Raw genomic sequence first — 17,330 nt, forward strand, 5'->3', positions numbered from 1 at the left:
TGGACCGGTGCCTGGACCGGTATCGTGGGGCCCGTCATGGTCTACCTCGATCACGCCGCCACCACCCCGATGCACCCCGCTGCCATCGAGGCGATGACCGCTGTGCTGGGCACCGTCGGCAATGCTTCGTCCCTGCACACCACCGGTCGCGCGGCGCGCCGGCGCATCGAGGAGTCCCGGGAACTGATCGCGGCGAAACTCGGCGCGCGTCCCTCGGAGGTCCTCTTCACCGCCGGGGGCACCGAAAGCGACAACCTGGCGCTCAAGGGCATCTACTGGGCACGCCGCGACGCCGAACCCAACCGGCGGCGCATCGTCACCACCGAGGTGGAACATCACGCGGTGCTGGACTCGGTGAACTGGCTCGTCGAACACGAGGGCGCGGAGGTGACCTGGCTGCCCACCGCGGCCGACGGGTCGGTGTCGGTGGCCGCGCTGCGCGACACGCTGCAGGAGCACGACGACGTCGCCCTGGTCTCGGTGATGTGGGCCAACAATGAGGTCGGGACCATCATGCCGACCGCCGAACTCGCGGCCCTAGCAGCCGAGTTCGGCGTGCCCATGCACAGCGACGCCGTGCAGGCCGTCGGGCAACTGCCGGTGTCGTTCAGCGCCAGTGGGTTATCGGCGATGAGCGTGGCCGCGCACAAGTTCGGCGGACCGCCCGGCGTGGGCGCGTTGCTGCTGCGCCGCGACGTCAGCTGCGTACCGCTGCTGCACGGTGGTGGGCAGGAGCGCGACATCCGTTCTGGCACACCGGACGTCGCCGGAGCGGTCGGCATGGCGGCGGCGGCGCAGATTGCGGTCGATGCGCTGGAAGCAAACAGCGCCCGGATGCGGGTGTTGCGGGATCGTCTGGTGGACGGAGTGCTTACCACCATCGACGACGTCCGGCTCAACGGCGCTCGCGACCCGCTGCGGCTTCCGGGCAACGCGCACTTCACCTTCCGCGGTTGTGAGGGTGATGCGTTGTTGATGTTGCTGGACGCCAACGGAATCGAATGCTCGACGGGATCGGCCTGCACCGCCGGCGTGGCGCAACCTTCGCATGTGCTCATCGCGATGGGCGCCGACCCGGCCAGCGCGCGCGGTTCGCTGCGACTGTCGTTGGGGCACAACAGTGTCGACGCCGATGTCGACGCGGCCCTGGAGGTACTGCCTGCCGCGGTGGCTCGCGCGCGCCGCGCCGCCCTGGCCGCCACGGGGGCACCGTAAGTGAAGATTCTCGCCGCGATGAGCGGCGGCGTCGACTCCTCGGTCGCCGCCGCCCGCATGGTCGAAGCCGGACATGAGGTGGTCGGCGTGCATTTGGCGCTGTCCACCGCACCCGGCACTCTGCGCACCGGCTCGCGGGGATGCTGCTCCAAGGAGGACGCATCGGATGCCCGCCGCGTCGCCGACGTGCTCGGAATACCGTTCTACGTATGGGATTTCGCTGAGCGGTTCTCCCGCGACGTGATCGACGACTTCGTGCAGTCCTACGCCCGCGGCGAAACGCCCAACCCGTGTGTGCGGTGCAACCAGCAGGTCAAGTTCTCCGCCCTGTCGGCCCGGGCCCTCGCGTTGGGCTTCGACGCCGTCGCGACCGGCCACTACGCCCGGCTGTCGCAAGGCCGGCTGCGCCGGGCCGTCGACCGCGACAAGGACCAGTCCTATGTGCTGGCCGTACTGACCGCACAGCAACTACGTCATGCCGTCTTCCCGATCGGGGACACTCCCAAGCCGCAGATCCGCGCCGAGGCGGCGCGCCGGGGGCTTGCGGTCGCCGACAAGCCGGACAGTCACGACATCTGCTTCATCCCGTCGGGAGACACCAGAACCTTTCTGGGTCAGCGGATCGGAGTGCGCCCCGGCAGCGTCGTCAACGCCGAGGGCGCCGTGCTGGCCGAACACGACGGCGTGCACGGCTTCACCATCGGCCAGCGCAAAGGTCTGGGCATCGCGGGGCCGGGCCCGGACGGTCGGCCGCGCTACGTGACCGCCATCGACGCCGACACCGCCACCGTCCACGTCGGCGATGCCGCCGACCTCGACGTGCACGCGCTGACCGGACGAGCCCCGGTGTTCACTGGCGGGACCGCGCCGTCGGGACGCCTGGACTGCGCGGTTCAGGTGCGCGCGCACGGCGAAACCGCCAGTGCCGAAGCCGAATTGGTGGGCGACGAGCTCGTCGTGCGGTTGCACACCCCGCTACGCGGCGTGGCACGCGGTCAAACGCTGGTGCTGTACCGTCCCGATCCCGACGGCGACGAGGTGCTCGGCAGCGCGACCATCACCGGTACGTCGCGACTGGCTCGCGCCTGAGTTTTCAGCCGGGCACGTTGGCCGCCATGTTCGTCATCACGATCTCGGACACCGAGGGCGGAAAGCCGCAGTAGGTGACTTCCAGCAAGGCCACGGAGCGCACCCGGTAGTCCCGGCCGCACTCTCCAGGCCGAAACCGCAGCGAATCACCCTCGGCCTTCATCTTGTCGACGTACAGCCAGCCGTTCGACGTCGACGCGCAATCACCCACGGTGGCGACCAACGCGTCGAAGGCGCGTCGCGCAGCGCCGGGGTCCCGATAGCTCGCGGCGCCTTCGGAGATGATTCCGCCTTCGGGCGGATTCTGGAACGTCGTCTTGTGAAACGCCGCCACGTCGGGACCGAAGGTCGCGGTCTCGGCATAGACGAATCGGCATTCGCGCGGTGTGGTGGCAGCCAGGTCCTCGATGTCGACCGGGTAGGCGCCGTCCATCGACGGGATGATTGTCAGGTGGTCTCCGGCGCCGGTGATCGCGCGCATCCGGGACTGGTCCAGTAAGAGCATGGACGCATCGAGCACTCCGAGGGGAACGGCGCCGAACATCGGCAGCGCTTCACCGCTGACCACCCGCGTGCAGGCCGCTGTGCAGACCATCGCCCAACACACCAGCAGCGGCCATGTTCGTTTCGCCATCTGCCACCCTTCTGGGCATCGAAACTACCCTGGTCGTATTGCGGTAAACACCCCTACCAAGTGGCGGGCGACGTCATGTCGAATACGGTTGTCGGGTGAGTGATTTCGCAGCGCCGTTCGCAACCGGCACCGGCATCGGATCGTGGCCCGGCACCGCCGCGCGGCGAGCTGCCGAGGTAGTGGTCGGTGAGTTGGCCGGCGCTATGGCGCATCTGGTCGAGTTGCCGGCCAGGGGAGTGGGCGCCGACCTGCTGGGGCGCGCGGGTGCCCTGTTGGTCGACGTCGCCATCGACACGGTGCCGCGCGGCTACCGCATCGCCGCCCGACCTGGCGCGGTGACCCGCAGGGCGGTCAGCCTCCTGGACGAGGACATGGACGCCTTCGAAGAGGCATGGGAGATCGCCGGATTGCGGGGCAGCGGGCGGGTGGTGAAGGTGCAAGCGCCCGGACCGATCACGTTGGCAGCCGAGGTCGAGTTGGCCAACGGCCACCGGGCGATCACCGACCCGGGTGCGGTGCGGGACCTGGCCGAGTCGCTGGCCGAGGGTGTCGGCGCCCATCGCGCGACGCTGTCGCGTCGACTCGACACACCGGTAGTCGTGCAGTTCGACGAGCCCTCGCTGCCGGCCGCGCTGGGCGGGCGGTTGACCGGAGTGACCGCGTTGAGCCCGGTCGCCGCGCTGGACCCAGCGGTGGCGGGCGGGTTGCTCGACACCTGCGTCCGCGGTGCGGGCACCGATGTGGTGCTACACAGCTGTGCCCCCGAGTTGCCGTGGAAGGTGTTGCAGGACAGCAGTATTGGAGCGGTTTCGGTGGATGCCGGCACGCTGCGCGCGGCGGATCTGGACAGCGTCGCCGAGTTCGTCGAGTCGGGTCGCACCGTCATGCTGGGCGCGGTCCCGGCGAGCGCGCCCGAGCGGAATCCGTCCGTGGAGGAGGTGGCCGCGGCGGTGGTCGCTGTGACCGACCGCCTCGGCTTCGGCCGCTCGGCGTTGCGGTCGCGCGTCGGCGTCACGCCCGCATGTGGTCTGGCGGGGGCGACGCAGCAGTGGGCCCGTACCGCGATCGGGCTCGCCGCCCGGGCCGCCGAAGCGTTCGCAGAGGACCCCGACGCCATATAAGGCAACCATTTGGTTGCGTATATACCGGAGTCGTGTTGTACTGATAGGCAACCAGGAGGTTGCCCATGAGTTCGGATCGCATCGAAAAGCGCGTCGTGCTGCGCGCTCCCTTGGACCGGGTATGGCGCGCGGTCAGCGACGCCGAAGAGTTCGGTCGCTGGTTCGGGGTCCGCTTCGACGGCCCGTTCGTCGAGGGCGGCTTCGTCACCGCGGTCATCACCCCGACCGCCGTCGACGACGAGGTCGCCAAGCGGCAGGAACCGCACACCGGGGTCAAGAGCACCTGGGAGATCGTCGCGCTGGAACCCCAGCGCAGGTTCGCCTACCGCTGGCATCCCTTCGCCGTCGCCCCTGAGGTGGACTACGACCAGGAACCGACCACGCTGGTCGAGTTCACGCTGGCCGAGGTCCCCGACGGGGTGTTGCTCACCATTGTGGAATCGGGCTTCGACGCCATCCCCGAAGCCCGCCGGCGCAGTTCTTTCGAGGCCAACTCCGAAGGGTGGGCAATCCAGACTCACCTGGTGCGCCAGTATGTGGAATCGTGAGCCGATCCGTCGCGGTGCAAGCGCCGCTGTTCGACGCCTTGGGTGATCCCAATCGCCTGCGCATCGTCGTCGGCCTCTCCGAAGGAGGCCCCAGTTCGACGTCACGGATCACCCAGGCGATACCGGTCACCCGCCAGGCGGCCAGCAAGCACTTACAACTGCTGGAATCGGCGGGACTGGTCACCAGCGTCCGGCGCGGACGCGAGCGCGTATGGACCCTGCAAACCGAGCAGCTCGCGCAGGCCAGTGACTACTTGACCCAGTTGTCGCGCCGGTGGGACGCGGCGGTGGACCGGTTGCGGGCGTTTGTCGAGAGCGACCCTGCGGGCTGATATCGCCGAGATCGCCGCCACGGTCGTGATCGCGCCACCGTCGACGACCACCACGGCAATCTGGGCGGTGTCGGCCGGCTTCGATAGCCTGCGAGGGTGAGTTCAGCAGAGGCTGACCAGACCGCTCCCGAGGTGTTGCGGCAATGGCAGGACCTGGCCGAAGAGGTCCGCGGACACCAGTTCCGCTACTACGTGCGCGACGCGCCGATCATCACCGACGCCGAATTCGACCAGCTGCTGCGCCGACTCGAAGCCCTCGAAGCCGAACATCCCGAGCTGCGCACCCCGGACTCGCCCACCCAGCTGGTCGGCGGCGCCGGATTCGCGACCGACTTCGAACCCGCCGATCATCTCGAGCGGATGCTGAGCCTGGACAACGCGTTCAGCGCCGAGGAACTCGGTGCGTGGGCCGCCCGGGTGCACGCCGAGGTGGGCGACGCCGCGCACTACCTATGCGAGCTCAAGATCGACGGCGTGGCCCTCTCCCTGGTGTACCGGGGCGGGCGATTGACCCGGGCGGCTACTCGCGGCGACGGCCGCACCGGCGAGGACGTCACCCTCAACGCCCGCACCATCCAAGACATCCCCGAACGCCTCGCCGCCAGCGACGACTACCCCCTGCCTGAGGTCCTCGAGGTGCGCGGCGAAGTCTTCTTCCTGGTCGAGGATTTCCAAGCGCTCAACGCAAGCCTGGTCGAGGCGGGCAAGGCGCCGTTCGCCAACCCGCGCAACAGCGCGGCGGGCTCGCTGCGACAAAAAGACCCGGCGGTCACCGCACGCCGCAAGCTGCGGATGATCTGCCACGGTCTCGGTCATACCGAGGGCTTTCGCCCGGTCACGCAGCACGACGCGTACCTGGCGCTGCGCGCCTGGGGCCTGCCGGTTTCCGAACACACCACGCTCGTCGATGACTTGGCCGCGGTGCAAGAACGGGTCGAGTACTGGGGCGAGCATCGCCACGAGGTGGCTCACGAAATCGACGGCGTGGTGGTCAAAGTCGACGAGGTCGCCCTGCAGCGCAGGCTAGGCTCCACCTCGCGGGCACCGCGCTGGGCCATCGCCTACAAGTACCCGCCCGAGGAAGCGCAGACCCAACTGCTCGACATCAAGGTCAACGTCGGCCGCACGGGACGGGTCACGCCGTTCGCCTGGATGACGCCGGTGAAGGTAGCCGGGTCGACGGTGAGCCAGGCCACGCTGCACAACGCCTCGGAGGTCAAGCGCAAGGGCGTGCTGATCGGCGATACCGTGGTCATCCGCAAGGCCGGTGACGTGATCCCCGAGGTGCTGGGACCGGTAGTCGATTTGCGCGACGGGTCCGAACGCGAATTCGTCATGCCCACAACGTGTCCCGAGTGCGGCACCACGCTGGCGCCGGCCAAGGAAGGCGACGCCGACATCCGTTGCCCCAACACCCGTGGATGCCCAGCCCAATTGCGCGAGCGCGTCTTTCACGTCGCCAGCCGCAACGCCTTGGACATCGAGGTGCTCGGCTACGAGGCGGGCATCGCGCTGTTGCAGGCGAACGTGATCGCTGACGAGGGCGACCTGTTCGCCCTCACCGAGGAAAGCCTGTTGCGCACAGACCTGTTCACCACCAAGGCGGGGGGCTTGTCCGCCAACGGCAAACGACTTCTGGCCAACCTCGACAGGGCCAAGGCCGCGCCGCTGTGGCGGGTGCTGGTGGCGCTGTCCATCCGCCACGTCGGGCCGACGGCCGCGCGCGCACTGGCCACCGAATTCGGCAGTCTCGACGCCATCATGGCCGCCTCCACCGAAGAACTGGCGGCGGTCGAGGGGGTGGGGCCCACCATCGCCGCCGCCGTCACCGAGTGGTTCAGCGTCGACTGGCACCGCGGGATCGTCGACAAGTGGCGGGCCGCCGGTGTCCGGATGGCCGACGAGCGCGACGACAGCGTGCCGCGCACCCTGGCCGGGCTGACCGTCGTGGTCACCGGTTCGCTGCCGGGATTCTCCCGAGACGACGCCAAAGAGGCGATCGTCGCCCGCGGCGGCAAGGCGGCCGGTTCGGTGTCGAAAAAGACTTCCTACGTCGTCGCCGGTGACTCGCCAGGATCCAAGTACGACAAGGCCGTCGAACTCGGTGTGCCCATCCTGGACGAAGACGGGTTCCGGAAGCTTCTGCAGGAGGGACCCGCCGCCGTCGCGACCGACTGACGCCATTGCACAGCAGCGAGGCCTATGGTGGGCGCTATGACCCAGACCGCCGATCGGTCCGCGGACGCATCACCGTGGTCACCGCGCGAAGCAGAGTTGCTCGCGGTGACGTTGCAGCTGTTGCAGGAACACGGTTACGACCGGCTGACCGTCGACGCGGTGGCGAACACCGCCCGGGCCAGCAAGGCCACGGTGTACCGCCGCTGGCCCTCGAAAGCGGAACTGGTGTTGGCCGCGTTCATCGAGAGCATTCGTCCCATCGCGGTCCCGCCGGGCACCGGCACCCTGCGCGGTGATCTGCTCACCCTCGGTGAGGCGATCTGTGAGCAGGGCCGGCAGCAGGCCAGCACCATTCGGGCGGTGCTCGTCGAGGTGTCTCGCCACCCGGCGCTCAACGACGCCTTGCAGCACCAGTTCCTGGACCAGCGCAAAGCGTTGCTCCAGGACGTGCTGCGTCAAGCCGTCGACCGGGGAGAGATCGCCGAAGCGGCAATCAACGACGAACTCTGGGACCTGCTGCCCAACTACCTCATCTTCCGGTGCATCGTGCCAGGGCAGGAGCCCAACCGCGAAACGGTGCAGGGGCTGGTCGACGACTTCATCATTCCCGGTCTGACCCGGCCCACGAGATAGGCGTTCCCGCCGCAAGAAAGTGCACGCCCGCGTCTCTTGTGTAGTACGGTCCAGTACCGTACTGTCATAGCCATCGATCGGCCCGGGGCGGCATGTCAGCACCGCCGCAACGGGCCCTGCCGCATCAGCCGACCATCGAAAGGGCAACGGGTGCAGAGGAATTCAATGCCCACCCTGGTGAAAAGGGGATGGATGGTGTTCGTTGCGGTGGTCGTCGTGGCGGGGGCGGGATTCGCGATCTACCGCCTGCACGGAATCTTCGGCTCGCAGAGCGACACGGCCGCCGCCGCGGGCTTGTCCGACGAAATCGTTCCGTTCAACCCGAAAAATGTTGTTCTCGAGGTCTTCGGCACACCGGGTGCGGTGGCAACCATCAACTACCTTGATGTCAACGCTCAGCCGCAGCAGGTTCGCAACGCGCCGCTGCCCTGGTCGTTCACCATCACCACCACCGAGCCCGCCGTCGTCGGCAACGTTGTGGCACAAGGCGATGGCGGCAGCATCGGCTGCCGTATCACCGTCAACGGCAAAGTGAAGGACGAACGCACCATCAACACACCGGCCGCCTACACCTTCTGTTTGGACAAATCCGGATGAGCGACTCCCCACCGGCGCGGCCCCGCATCGCGCACACCATCCGCCGGCTCGCCGTACCGATCCTGCTGTTCTGGGTGGCGTTGGCGGCCATCACGAATATCGCTGTGCCGCAACTGGAAAAGGTCGGCGAGACACACAACGTCGCGCTGAACTCACCCGATGCGCCCTCGCTCAAGGCGATCAAACGGATCGGTCAGGTGTTCCACGAATTCGACACCGACAGTTCGGCGATGGTCGTGTTGGAAGGCGACGCGCCGCTGGGCGCCGACGCCCACCGGTTCTACGACACGCTGATTCACCGGCTGGACCAGGACCGCAAACACGTTGAGCACGTGCAGGATTTCTGGGGTGACACGCTGACGGCGGCGGGCTCGCAAAGCTCCGACGGCAAGGCCGCATACGTGCAGGTGTACCTGGCGGGCAACCAGGGCTCGGCGTTGGCCAACGAGTCGGTGGGTGCGGTGCGCGACATCGTCGACCACATCCGACCGCCCGCGGGTGTCAAGGCTTACGTCACCGGCGCAGCACCCCTGATCGCCGACCAGTTCGACGTCGGCAGCAAGGGCACCGCGAAGGTCACCACGATCACCGTCGGGGTGATCGCGGTGATGCTGCTGTTCGTCTACCGATCGTTGTTCACCATGCTGCTGGTGCTGGTCACGGTCCTCATCGAAATGGCCGCCGCGCGAGGCATCGTCGCGTTCTTGGGCAACGCCGGGGTCATCGGGCTGTCGACCTACGCGACCAATCTGCTGACGTTGCTGGTCATCGCCGCCGGAACCGACTATGCGATATTCCTCGTCGGCCGTTACCAGGAGGCGCGGGGCGTCGGTGAGGACCGGGAAACGGCCTATCACACCATGTTTCGCGGAACCGCGCACATTGTGCTGGGTTCGGGGCTCACGGTGGCGGGCGCCGTGGCCTGTCTGAGTTTCACCCGGCTGCCCTATTTCCAGAGCCTGGGTGTGCCGGCCGCGCTGGGCATCCTGATCGCGCTGGCCGCCGCGCTGACCTTGGCGCCGGCGGTGGTGACGTTGGGCGCGCTGGTCGGTGTGTTCGAACCCAAGCGCCAGATGAGAACTCGCGGCTGGCGCCGGATCGGCACCGCCATCGTCCGCTGGCCGGGCCCGGTCCTGGTGGCGGCCTGCGCGCTGGCCCTCATCGGTCTGATTGCCCTGCCGGGATACAAGACGAGCTACGACACCCGGCCTTACATGCCGAACAGCGCCGCGGCCAACATCGGGTACGCCGCGGCCGAGCGGCATTTTTCCCGGGCCCGGCTGGAACCCGAATTGCTGATGGTCGAAACCGATCACGACTTACGCAACCCCGCCGACATGCTGCTTTTGGATCGGGTGGCCAAGGCGGTGTTTCACATCCCCGGCATCGCCCAGGTGCAGTCGATCACCCGGCCGTTGGGCACCCCGCTCATCCATACGTCGCTGGCGTTTCAGATCAGCACGCAAAGCGCCACGCAACAGGAGAATCTGACCTACCAGCGGGACCGGGCGAACGACCTGCTCCGACAGGCCGGTGAGCTGTCGAAAACGATCGACGTTCTTCAGCAGCAGTACACCCTGCAGCAGGAACTCGCGGCCACCACACACAGCGAGGCGCAGAACTTCCGCGACACCATCGCCACCATCAACGAGCTGCGCGACAAGATCGCCAACTTCGACGACTTCTTCCGCCCCATCCGCAGCTACTTCTATTGGGAGAAGCACTGTTACGACATTCCGGTCTGCTACGCGCTGCGGTCGATTTTCGACGCGCTCGACGGCATCGATCAGCTCAGCGCGAAATTCGAGGACCTGACCGCCACGTTGGACAGGCTCGACGCGCTGCAGCCCAAACTGGTGGCGCTGATTCCCCCGCAGATCGCCAGCCAGGAGACCAACCGCAACCTGACGATGGCGAATTACGCCACCATGTCCGGCATCTATTCGCAAACGGCCGCCGCGATCGAGAACGCCACCGCGCTCGGGCGGGCTTTCGACATCGCCAAGAACGACGACACCTTCTACCTGCCGCCCGAAGTGTTCGACAACCCCGACTTCAAGCGCGGCCTCAAGCTGTTCCTGTCACCCGACGGCAAGGCCGCCCGGATGATCATCACCCATGAAGGCGATCCCGCTACGCCGCAAGGCATTTCACACATCGAGCCGATCGTCAAGGCCGCGCATGAGGCGGTCAAAGGCACCCCGATGTCCGATGCCCAGTTCTATCTGGGTGGCACCGCGGCAACGTACAAAGACATCCAGGACGGCGCGAAGTACGACCTGATGATCGCCGGGATCGCGGCACTGAGCCTGATCCTGCTGATCATGATGATCTTGACCCGCAGCCTGGTTGCCGCCCTGGTCATCGTGGGCACGGTGGCCCTGTCGTTGGGCGCCTCGTTCGGGCTGTCGGTGCTGGTTTGGCAGTACATTCTGGGCATTCAGCTGTACTGGGTGGTGCTGGCGTTGGCCGTGATCCTGTTGTTGGCGGTCGGGTCCGATTACAACCTGTTGTTGATCTCGCGGTTCCGAGAAGAAACCGGCGCCGGACTGAAGACGGGCATCATCCGCGCGATGGCCGGCTCCGGTTCGGTCGTCACGTCGGCCGGGCTGGTCTTCGCCGTCACCATGTGCGCGTTCGTGTTCAGCGGATTCCAGGTCCTCGGCCAGATCGGCACCACCATCGGGCTGGGGCTGTTGTTCGACACCCTGATCGTGCGGTCGTTCCTGACGCCGTCGATCGCCACGCTGCTGGGGCGCTGGTTCTGGTGGCCGCAACGAGTCCGTCCGCGCCCGGCCAGCACCATGCTCCGCCCGTACGGGCCGCGACCGGCGGTGCGCCAGTTGCTGCTGTGGGAAGACGACGACGCGGTGGTGAGTCCCGGATCGCGCTAGCGCAACATCGTCGCCACAATGCCCGCCAAGTAGCCCAACCGAGCCACCTCCGAGGGGCGGAATTGCGGGCCGGGCCGGCCCAGCACCACCGCGGTATGCGGGTCGCGCAGCGGCGCCGCCACCATGGTGGTGTCCATATCGCGCCAGGCCTTCGGCACCCACTCGGCACCACCGTCCAACGTGGCGGCGCGCTCGATCGGCAGCCAGGGCGCGGAATCCGCCCGGGTTTCCGGCGCCCCCGCGCTGACGGCCAGACGCACCAGCTTCCCGTCGTCGCTGCGCACGATCGTGCACCAACTGACCCGCAGCACCTTGGGTGCTTCGTCGGCCAACACTTGCAGTTTGGACTGGTTGTCCGGGGCGGCGGCGACATGGTCGAGCAGTTCGAGTTCGCGGTGCGCTTCCAGCAGTCCGGTATGCGGTCGCACGCTGTCCACCCGCACGCCGGTCAGCGACTCGGCGGCGGTGATCAGCGTGTCGGGCATGGCGCCCGGCGGGAGTTCGATGACCAGGTCGTCGATGGCGTGCCCGCCGCTGCGCTCGACCACGTCCAGCGACAGAATGTCGGCGCCGACCGAGCCCAGCGCGACCGCCAGTGACCCCAAACTGCCTGGTCGGTCGACCAGTTCGATCCGCAACAGATACGACGGCACGGCCAACACTGTTACACAGGGATGCATGCGCTGCACTTTCACCGGGTACGCCCTAGGCCGAACGCGGCGCCACAGTATCCGCGACAGAAACAATTGGGGGGTTCGCAATGACTGAGTGGCCGACGATTCGGTACCCGAGAGAATGACTACTACCCGCATCCAGCCCGACCAGCAGGCGATGGAGCACGCATACCGCGTGGTCAACGCCATCTCTGCGGCCTTCGCGCGCAAGGTCGTCGGACAGGACTATCTCCGCGAGTCGCTGCTGCTGGCAATGCTCACCGGGGGGAACATCCTGCTCGAAGGGGTGCCGGGTCTGGCCAAGACCACCGCCGCCCGGGTGGTCGCAGACGCCATCTCCGGGGGCTTCCAGCGCATCCAGTGCACGCCTGATCTGCTCCCCAGCGACATCATCGGCACCCAGATCTTCGACTCCTCGACCAACACCTTCACCACCCAACTGGGTCCGGTGCACGCCAACATCGTGCTGCTCGACGAGATCAACCGGTCCAGCGCCAAGACGCAAAGCGCGATGCTCGAAGCGATGGAGGAACGCCAGACCACGATCGCCGGACAGGTCTATCGCATCCCGGAACCGTTCCTGGTGATCGCTACGCAGAATCCGGTCGACCAGGAAGGGACCTATCCCTTGTCTGAGGCGCAGACCGACAGGTTCATGCTCAAGGAGGTGCTGCGTTACCCCCGGCCCGAGGACGAGGTCGAAGTGATCGCCCGCATCGACGCCGGGGTGTACGACCGGGACGCCCCGCCACACCCCGTGGTGAGCCTCGACGAAATCGTGCGTCTGCAGAACACCGTGCGCAACGTGCACCTGGACCCGACGTTGATCCGCTACGTCAGTGATCTGGTGCACGTCACGCGTAACGCGGAGCAGTTTCTGCCCTCCGAGTTGGCCCGGCTGGTGGAGTACGGCGCCAGCCCACGAGCCACCATCGCTTTCTGCCAGGCGGCCCGAGCGCTGGCGGTGCTGTCGGGGCGAAACCACGTGATACCCGACGACATCCGCAAGCTCGCGCATCGCGTCCTGCGGCACCGGCTGATCCTGGGCTTCGAGGCGGCCACCGTCAACGTCACCCCCGAAATGGTGATCGACGCTGTGCTGCAAGCGGTTCGAGTTCCCTGAATCATGGGTCGACACCTCAACCACGCCAAGTCCCATTTCGGAACCGACACCCGCCGGTTGCTCGAGGGTGGCCGCTACGCCTTGGTGCACACCAGAAGCCTGGAGCTCAACGATCTACGGCCGTATGTCCCGGGTGACGACGTCCGCGACATCGACTGGAAGGCCTCGGCGCGGTCCGGATCGGTCCTCATCAAGCGCTTCGTGTCCGAGAAGCACCACAAAATCCTGCTGGTGGCAGACTCGGGCCGCAACATGTCGGCACTGGCCGCCAGCGGCGAAGTCAAGCGTGACGTGGCCACCAACGTGATGGGCGCCATCGGGCTCATCGCCATGGGCCGAAGTGACGAAGTGGGCATGGTGTGCGGCGATTCCCGAGGCTCAGTCACGATCCGCAGCCGGCGCAGCGAGACGCACATCGAAAGCCTGCTGGATCGCTTCTACACCAACGCTTCTCGGGATGCGGCCACCAGCGACATCGTCGGACAGCTCGACTTCGTCTCCCGGTCCCACCGCCACCGCCTGTTGCTGGTCGTGGTGTCCGACGAGCCCGACGTCACCCCCGCTTTGGGCGACGTGCTCAAGCGGCTGAGCGGACGACACGAATTGATCTGGCTGATGATCGTCGACATGCCGGCGATCGGGGCGGGAGAGGGCGATCTGGGCGGCTTCGACGTAGCGACCGGACGTTTCGTGCTCGGCGGCTCGGCGCTGGGTCCGCGCGTGATCGCCGCCTACCAGGCGGCCGAGGAGCGCCGGTGCGAGCAACTCGACGCCTTCTTGACCGCACACCGGGTGCGCTTCGCGCGGATCACCGGAAGCGACGAAATCCGGCCCCGGATAGTCGAATTGAGCGAAGCGTACCGCAATGCCGGCTGACGATCTGCTGCACTTCATCGGCGCTCCGGTGCCGTTCTCGTCCTGGTGGCTGGTCCTGGGCATCGTCCTGCTGCTCATCGTCATCGGTTGGTACGCAACAGTATTCGTGTGGACGATGCCGCCGTCGAGACTGCGCAGCATGCCCGTCGTCAAGGGCATCCATGCGCGGGTGAACCGGTTCAGATTCGCCCGCGCCATCCGCAGGATTGAAGCGCAATACCGCGACGGCACCCTGACACCGGCCCAGGCCAGCGCGCGCATCAGCCGCACCCTGCGCAGCTTCCTGGCTGTGGCGACCGGGATCAGGGCTCAATACCTGCACGTCGAGCAACTCGCCGCCGGCCGACTCGCCCCGGTAGCACCCTTGATCGACGGGCTGAACGACGCTCAGTTCAACCCGGAAGCGCACGTCGACGTCATCGCTCTGGGACGCTCGGCCGAGGAGCTGATTTCCTCGTGGAACTGAAGTGGTGGCCGGTGGTCTACGTCGGGCTGCTGTGCCTGGCGGGCGTCGTCGCTGCCGCGGCGCTGGTGCCAATGGCCCGGCTGCGCCGGGTACTTCGACCGCTCGCCCACGTGAACCGACTCACCCGGCTCCCGGAATATGCGCGCGTCTACCGGCTGTACCTGCTCTCGGTGCTGGTGACCGGCGGGTTGCTCGCGGCGACGTTCCTGACCGCCTTGACGGCCAGCGCGCGCCCGACCGGGTTAGCGTCGTCGCAGCAGGCGTTCGATGCCGCCCACCCGGAAGACACCATGCTGTGTGTCGGTCAGCCCGTGAGCGATCCCAGCACGGCCGATTTCCTGCGCTATTACGCCGATTCCGCGCAGCGGTCGCAGCCGCAAGACACCCGCCGGATCGGGCTGACCTCCAGCACCTTGCGGGTCATCCCGGTGACCCGTGACCATAGCTTTGTCGCCGACCGGCTGGGGTCGTTGTCGCGGCTCGCCGGGATAAAGCAGAGCCTCGACACCAGGAAACCGGTGCCGGATGCCGATCGTGCGTTGTTGACCAGCGGGTCCGAAGAATTCTCCCGTCCGGTCAACTATGTGGACTATGCCCCGAGCGTGGCCGACGTGCTGGCGCTGTGTATGACGGGTTTTCCCTCCTACCAGGCCGAAACCGGGCACCGGCGGCAGTTGATCTACTTCGGCCACAGCACCTTTCGCGATCCCGCTGATCGGCGTCCGTCCCTGTTCACCTCCGAAAGCCTGCAGCGGCTGGCCGTGCAGCAGGGTGTGCAGGTCAACGTCGTCGTCCGTTCAGACATCGCCGCCTCGTCCACCGAAGACACCGACGCGTTACGGGCCACCGCGCAGGCCTGCGGCGGCAGGTTCTTCCTCTACAACCCGGCGGGCACCAGCGACTCGACGCTGAGCCACCACCTCGACGAGATCGAGGCCAATGCGCCCGGCGCACAGTTGCCCGGGGGCAAAGTCATCACCAGCCAGTCGGCGGACTCACCGGAGATCCTGCTGATCGCCAGTGTGGTGGTCGCCGCGCTGCTGTCCATCTCGCTGGCGGTGCTGCGGCGATGACCTGTTACCCGGTGCTGCCTGCGCTGTGGATCGTGATCCTCAGCGCGGTGCTGGTCTTGATCCGGATCGCGGCCTTGTACCGACTCTTGCTGCGCGCCGGCGCGGGCCGGATCGGGCCGGTGCTGTTGCGGTGGAGCGGCATGACACTGGCGGTCATCCTGCTGGTCATCGCCGCCTGCCGCCCCGGCTTCGACAGCGATCCTGCCGGTGGGTCTCCCGATTCGGGGCCCACCGACCAGGCCGCGGCCAACCTGAACGTGTTCTTGGTCGTCGACCGTTCGGTGAATTCCCGCGTGGAAGACTTCGGTGACGGTAAATCGCGGATGGCGGGCATGCGCGCGGACCTCGGCGCGCTGATCGACCACTATCCGCGCGCCCGGTTCGCGCTGATCTCGTTTGCGGGCAACGCCACAATGGATTGGCCGCTGTCCGACGACGCGGCCAGCCTGCAATCGGTCGTCAAAGGGCTCTCGCCCTACACCGCGGCGGGCCCCGACGCGCTTTACCGGGCCAACGCCGTCGCTGCCCGAGATGTGTTGCGCACCAAGGTCGAGCAGGCCGGCAAGATTTTCCCGGGCTCGCAAACCTTCGTTTTCTACCTTGGTGCCGGCGCCCCGGGCTCGCGCACGCCCGCGACGTCCATTGAGTTGGGACGGGCCAAGATCGCCGGCGGTGCGGTACTGGGCTACGGAACCTCAGCGGGTGGGCCGATCCCGCAAGGCTATGCCAGCGGCCGGAAGGTGTATCAGAGCGATCCGGACGGGGGCGGGCCGTTGATGTCGGCGATCGACGAAAGCCGCCTGCAAAGCATTGCCGCCCAACTCGACGTTCCCTATGTCCACCGGGACAGCGGACAGCCGCTCGGCGGGATTGCCTCCCCGCCGAAACCCAGCGCCGACGTGCAGAGCGACAGCGACCGCCAGCTGGCGCAGTTGCTCGGGCGCCTCGAGCTCTACTGGGTTTTCACCATGCTGGCCGCGGCGCTGGTGTTGGCCGAGGTCGCGTTGACGGTGCGAGACTATCGGCGCAATCGCATGTCCACGCGGGATGTCGGCCGATGATGCTGAAGAAGGCGCCGTCGGCGCGCCTGCGGCTGCGCAGACGCCTGTGGCTGTTCTCCGCGCCGGTGGCCGTCGTGCTGCTGCTGGCGGCGGCCAGGATGATCCTGGTCAGCGTTGTCGGGCACTGGGCGGCAACCGATTTCGCCCACCACGACATCGAGGCGCTGCGCCACGACGTGGCTTGGCTCGGCATCGCCGACGTTATCGAACCGGCCAAGACCTCGTTTGCGGCCGGTGACCTGAAGGTCTTGGAGGGGCGCCTGCACGAGGCCGATGACCGCTTCGCCCACTCTCTGTCCCAGACTCCGGCAAGCCAGTCGTGCCCGGTGCGGGTCAACCTGCTTCTCGTACGAGAGACGCTGGGGGATCTAGCATTTCGCGCCGCCAAGATCGAAGAGGCACAGCGGTTCTACACCGCGGCCATCGGGCTGGCCACCGAGGCGCCCTCGGCATGCTTCGCCGGCAACAGCGATCCCGACCCCGACCGCCGGGCGATCCGGGCCGATGCCATCTCGCGGCTACAACACAAACTCGACCTGCTGCGCCGGCCACCGGCGCCTCCGTCGGCCGCGACGCCTCCGCCACCGGGCCCACCACCGGTGGCCCTCAACCCGCCGGGGCTGCCGGAGGGCGGCAACGAGCAGAACCCGAACGGCCCGGGCGAGCTGATTCCCATCTCGCCCGACCGCCTCCCCGTCGTCGACGGCGGGGCACCCCCGGGGCACCGGCTGGGCACCGGCGATCCGCTCGACCTGCTGCGAAAGCTGCTCGACAATGCCAACGCCTACGGCGACAACCAGGAATGAACAACTGATC

General features: G+C 67.3%; 17 protein-coding genes. 15 read left to right on the top strand and 2 right to left on the bottom strand.

Going from position 1 to position 17,330, the window contains the following annotated elements; genetic code table 11:
• Positions 1-36: 36 nt before the first annotated feature.
• Both I2456_RS08590 and mnmA read left to right on the top strand, forming a co-directional pair.
• Positions 37-1,215, top strand: coding sequence for a cysteine desulfurase family protein (locus tag I2456_RS08590; RefSeq protein WP_085073434.1), 1,179 nt, complete (start codon positions 37-39; stop codon positions 1,213-1,215).
• Positions 1,216-2,304, top strand: a complete 1,089-nt coding sequence (gene mnmA, locus I2456_RS08595; protein WP_085073433.1) for a tRNA 2-thiouridine(34) synthase MnmA — start codon at positions 1,216-1,218, stop codon at positions 2,302-2,304.
• Between the two features lie 4 nt (positions 2,305-2,308).
• Here the strand turns inward: mnmA and I2456_RS08600 are convergent, their stop codons facing one another.
• Positions 2,309-2,938, bottom strand: a complete 630-nt coding sequence (locus I2456_RS08600; RefSeq protein ID WP_068024758.1) for a sensor domain-containing protein — start codon at positions 2,936-2,938, stop codon at positions 2,309-2,311.
• Positions 2,939-3,033: 95 nt separating this feature from the next.
• On the opposite strand from I2456_RS08600, the gene I2456_RS08605 reads away from it, so the two are divergent.
• The 7 genes from I2456_RS08605 to I2456_RS08635 all read left to right on the top strand — a co-directional run bounded on the left by I2456_RS08605 (position 3,034) and on the right by I2456_RS08635 (position 11,241).
• Positions 3,034-4,059 (top strand): uroporphyrinogen decarboxylase/cobalamine-independent methonine synthase family protein, encoded by a 1,026-nt coding sequence (locus I2456_RS08605; RefSeq protein ID WP_085073432.1) that lies wholly within the window; start codon positions 3,034-3,036, stop codon positions 4,057-4,059.
• Positions 4,060-4,124: 65 nt separating this feature from the next.
• Complete coding sequence (locus tag I2456_RS08610) at positions 4,125-4,607, top strand: SRPBCC family protein (RefSeq protein ID WP_085073431.1); 483 nt, start codon at positions 4,125-4,127, stop codon at positions 4,605-4,607.
• Complete coding sequence (locus I2456_RS08615; RefSeq protein ID WP_085073430.1) at positions 4,604-4,939, top strand: ArsR/SmtB family transcription factor; 336 nt, start codon at positions 4,604-4,606, stop codon at positions 4,937-4,939. Before I2456_RS08610 ends, I2456_RS08615 begins: the two co-directional genes overlap by 4 nt.
• Before the next feature lie 96 nt (positions 4,940-5,035).
• Positions 5,036-7,117 (top strand): NAD-dependent DNA ligase LigA, encoded by a 2,082-nt coding sequence (ligA, locus tag I2456_RS08620; RefSeq protein ID WP_085073429.1) that lies wholly within the window; start codon positions 5,036-5,038, stop codon positions 7,115-7,117.
• A 24-nt stretch (positions 7,118-7,141) separates the two neighbouring features.
• Positions 7,142-7,750: a TetR/AcrR family transcriptional regulator gene (locus I2456_RS08625; RefSeq protein WP_116645587.1), complete on the top strand. Its 609-nt coding sequence runs from the start codon at positions 7,142-7,144 to the stop codon at positions 7,748-7,750.
• Between the two features lie 165 nt (positions 7,751-7,915).
• Complete coding sequence (locus I2456_RS08630; protein WP_186246616.1) at positions 7,916-8,347, top strand: MmpS family transport accessory protein; 432 nt, start codon at positions 7,916-7,918, stop codon at positions 8,345-8,347.
• The gene (locus I2456_RS08635; protein WP_085073428.1) at positions 8,344-11,241 is read left to right on the top strand and encodes an MMPL/RND family transporter; all 2,898 of its coding nucleotides are present in this window, start codon (positions 8,344-8,346) and stop codon (positions 11,239-11,241) included. The genes I2456_RS08630 and I2456_RS08635 overlap by 4 nt, the downstream gene beginning before the upstream one ends.
• Here the strand turns inward: I2456_RS08635 and I2456_RS08640 are convergent.
• Complete coding sequence (locus tag I2456_RS08640) at positions 11,238-11,894, bottom strand: ACT domain-containing protein (RefSeq protein ID WP_139823083.1); 657 nt, start codon at positions 11,892-11,894, stop codon at positions 11,238-11,240. The genes I2456_RS08635 and I2456_RS08640 overlap by 4 nt on opposite strands.
• A 142-nt stretch (positions 11,895-12,036) precedes the next feature.
• On the opposite strand from I2456_RS08640, the gene I2456_RS08645 reads away from it, so the two are divergent.
• From I2456_RS08645 to I2456_RS08670, 6 genes are read left to right on the top strand one after another with little or no spacing between them, the layout of a single operon-like run.
• Positions 12,037-13,038, top strand: coding sequence for an AAA family ATPase (locus I2456_RS08645; protein ID WP_085073427.1), 1,002 nt, complete (start codon positions 12,037-12,039; stop codon positions 13,036-13,038).
• A 3-nt stretch (positions 13,039-13,041) separates the two neighbouring features.
• On the top strand, positions 13,042-13,914 hold the full coding sequence (locus I2456_RS08650; protein ID WP_085073426.1) for a DUF58 domain-containing protein: 873 nt from the start codon (positions 13,042-13,044) through the stop codon (positions 13,912-13,914).
• Positions 13,904-14,380 (top strand): hypothetical protein, encoded by a 477-nt coding sequence (locus I2456_RS08655; RefSeq protein ID WP_085073425.1) that lies wholly within the window; start codon positions 13,904-13,906, stop codon positions 14,378-14,380. The genes I2456_RS08650 and I2456_RS08655 overlap by 11 nt, the downstream gene beginning before the upstream one ends.
• On the top strand, positions 14,371-15,453 hold the full coding sequence (locus tag I2456_RS08660) for a hypothetical protein (RefSeq protein WP_085073424.1): 1,083 nt from the start codon (positions 14,371-14,373) through the stop codon (positions 15,451-15,453). The genes I2456_RS08655 and I2456_RS08660 overlap by 10 nt, the downstream gene beginning before the upstream one ends.
• A complete protein-coding gene (locus tag I2456_RS08665) occupies positions 15,450-16,514 on the top strand; it encodes a vWA domain-containing protein (RefSeq protein ID WP_085073423.1) in 1,065 nt (354 codons plus the stop codon). The genes I2456_RS08660 and I2456_RS08665 overlap by 4 nt, the downstream gene beginning before the upstream one ends.
• Positions 16,511-17,320: a hypothetical protein gene (locus I2456_RS08670; protein WP_085073422.1), complete on the top strand. Its 810-nt coding sequence runs from the start codon at positions 16,511-16,513 to the stop codon at positions 17,318-17,320. Before I2456_RS08665 ends, I2456_RS08670 begins: the two co-directional genes overlap by 4 nt.
• Positions 17,321-17,330 lie beyond the last annotated feature (10 nt).

Source organism: Mycobacterium kubicae, assembly GCF_015689175.1.
Taxonomy (GTDB): domain Bacteria; phylum Actinomycetota; class Actinomycetes; order Mycobacteriales; family Mycobacteriaceae; genus Mycobacterium; species Mycobacterium kubicae.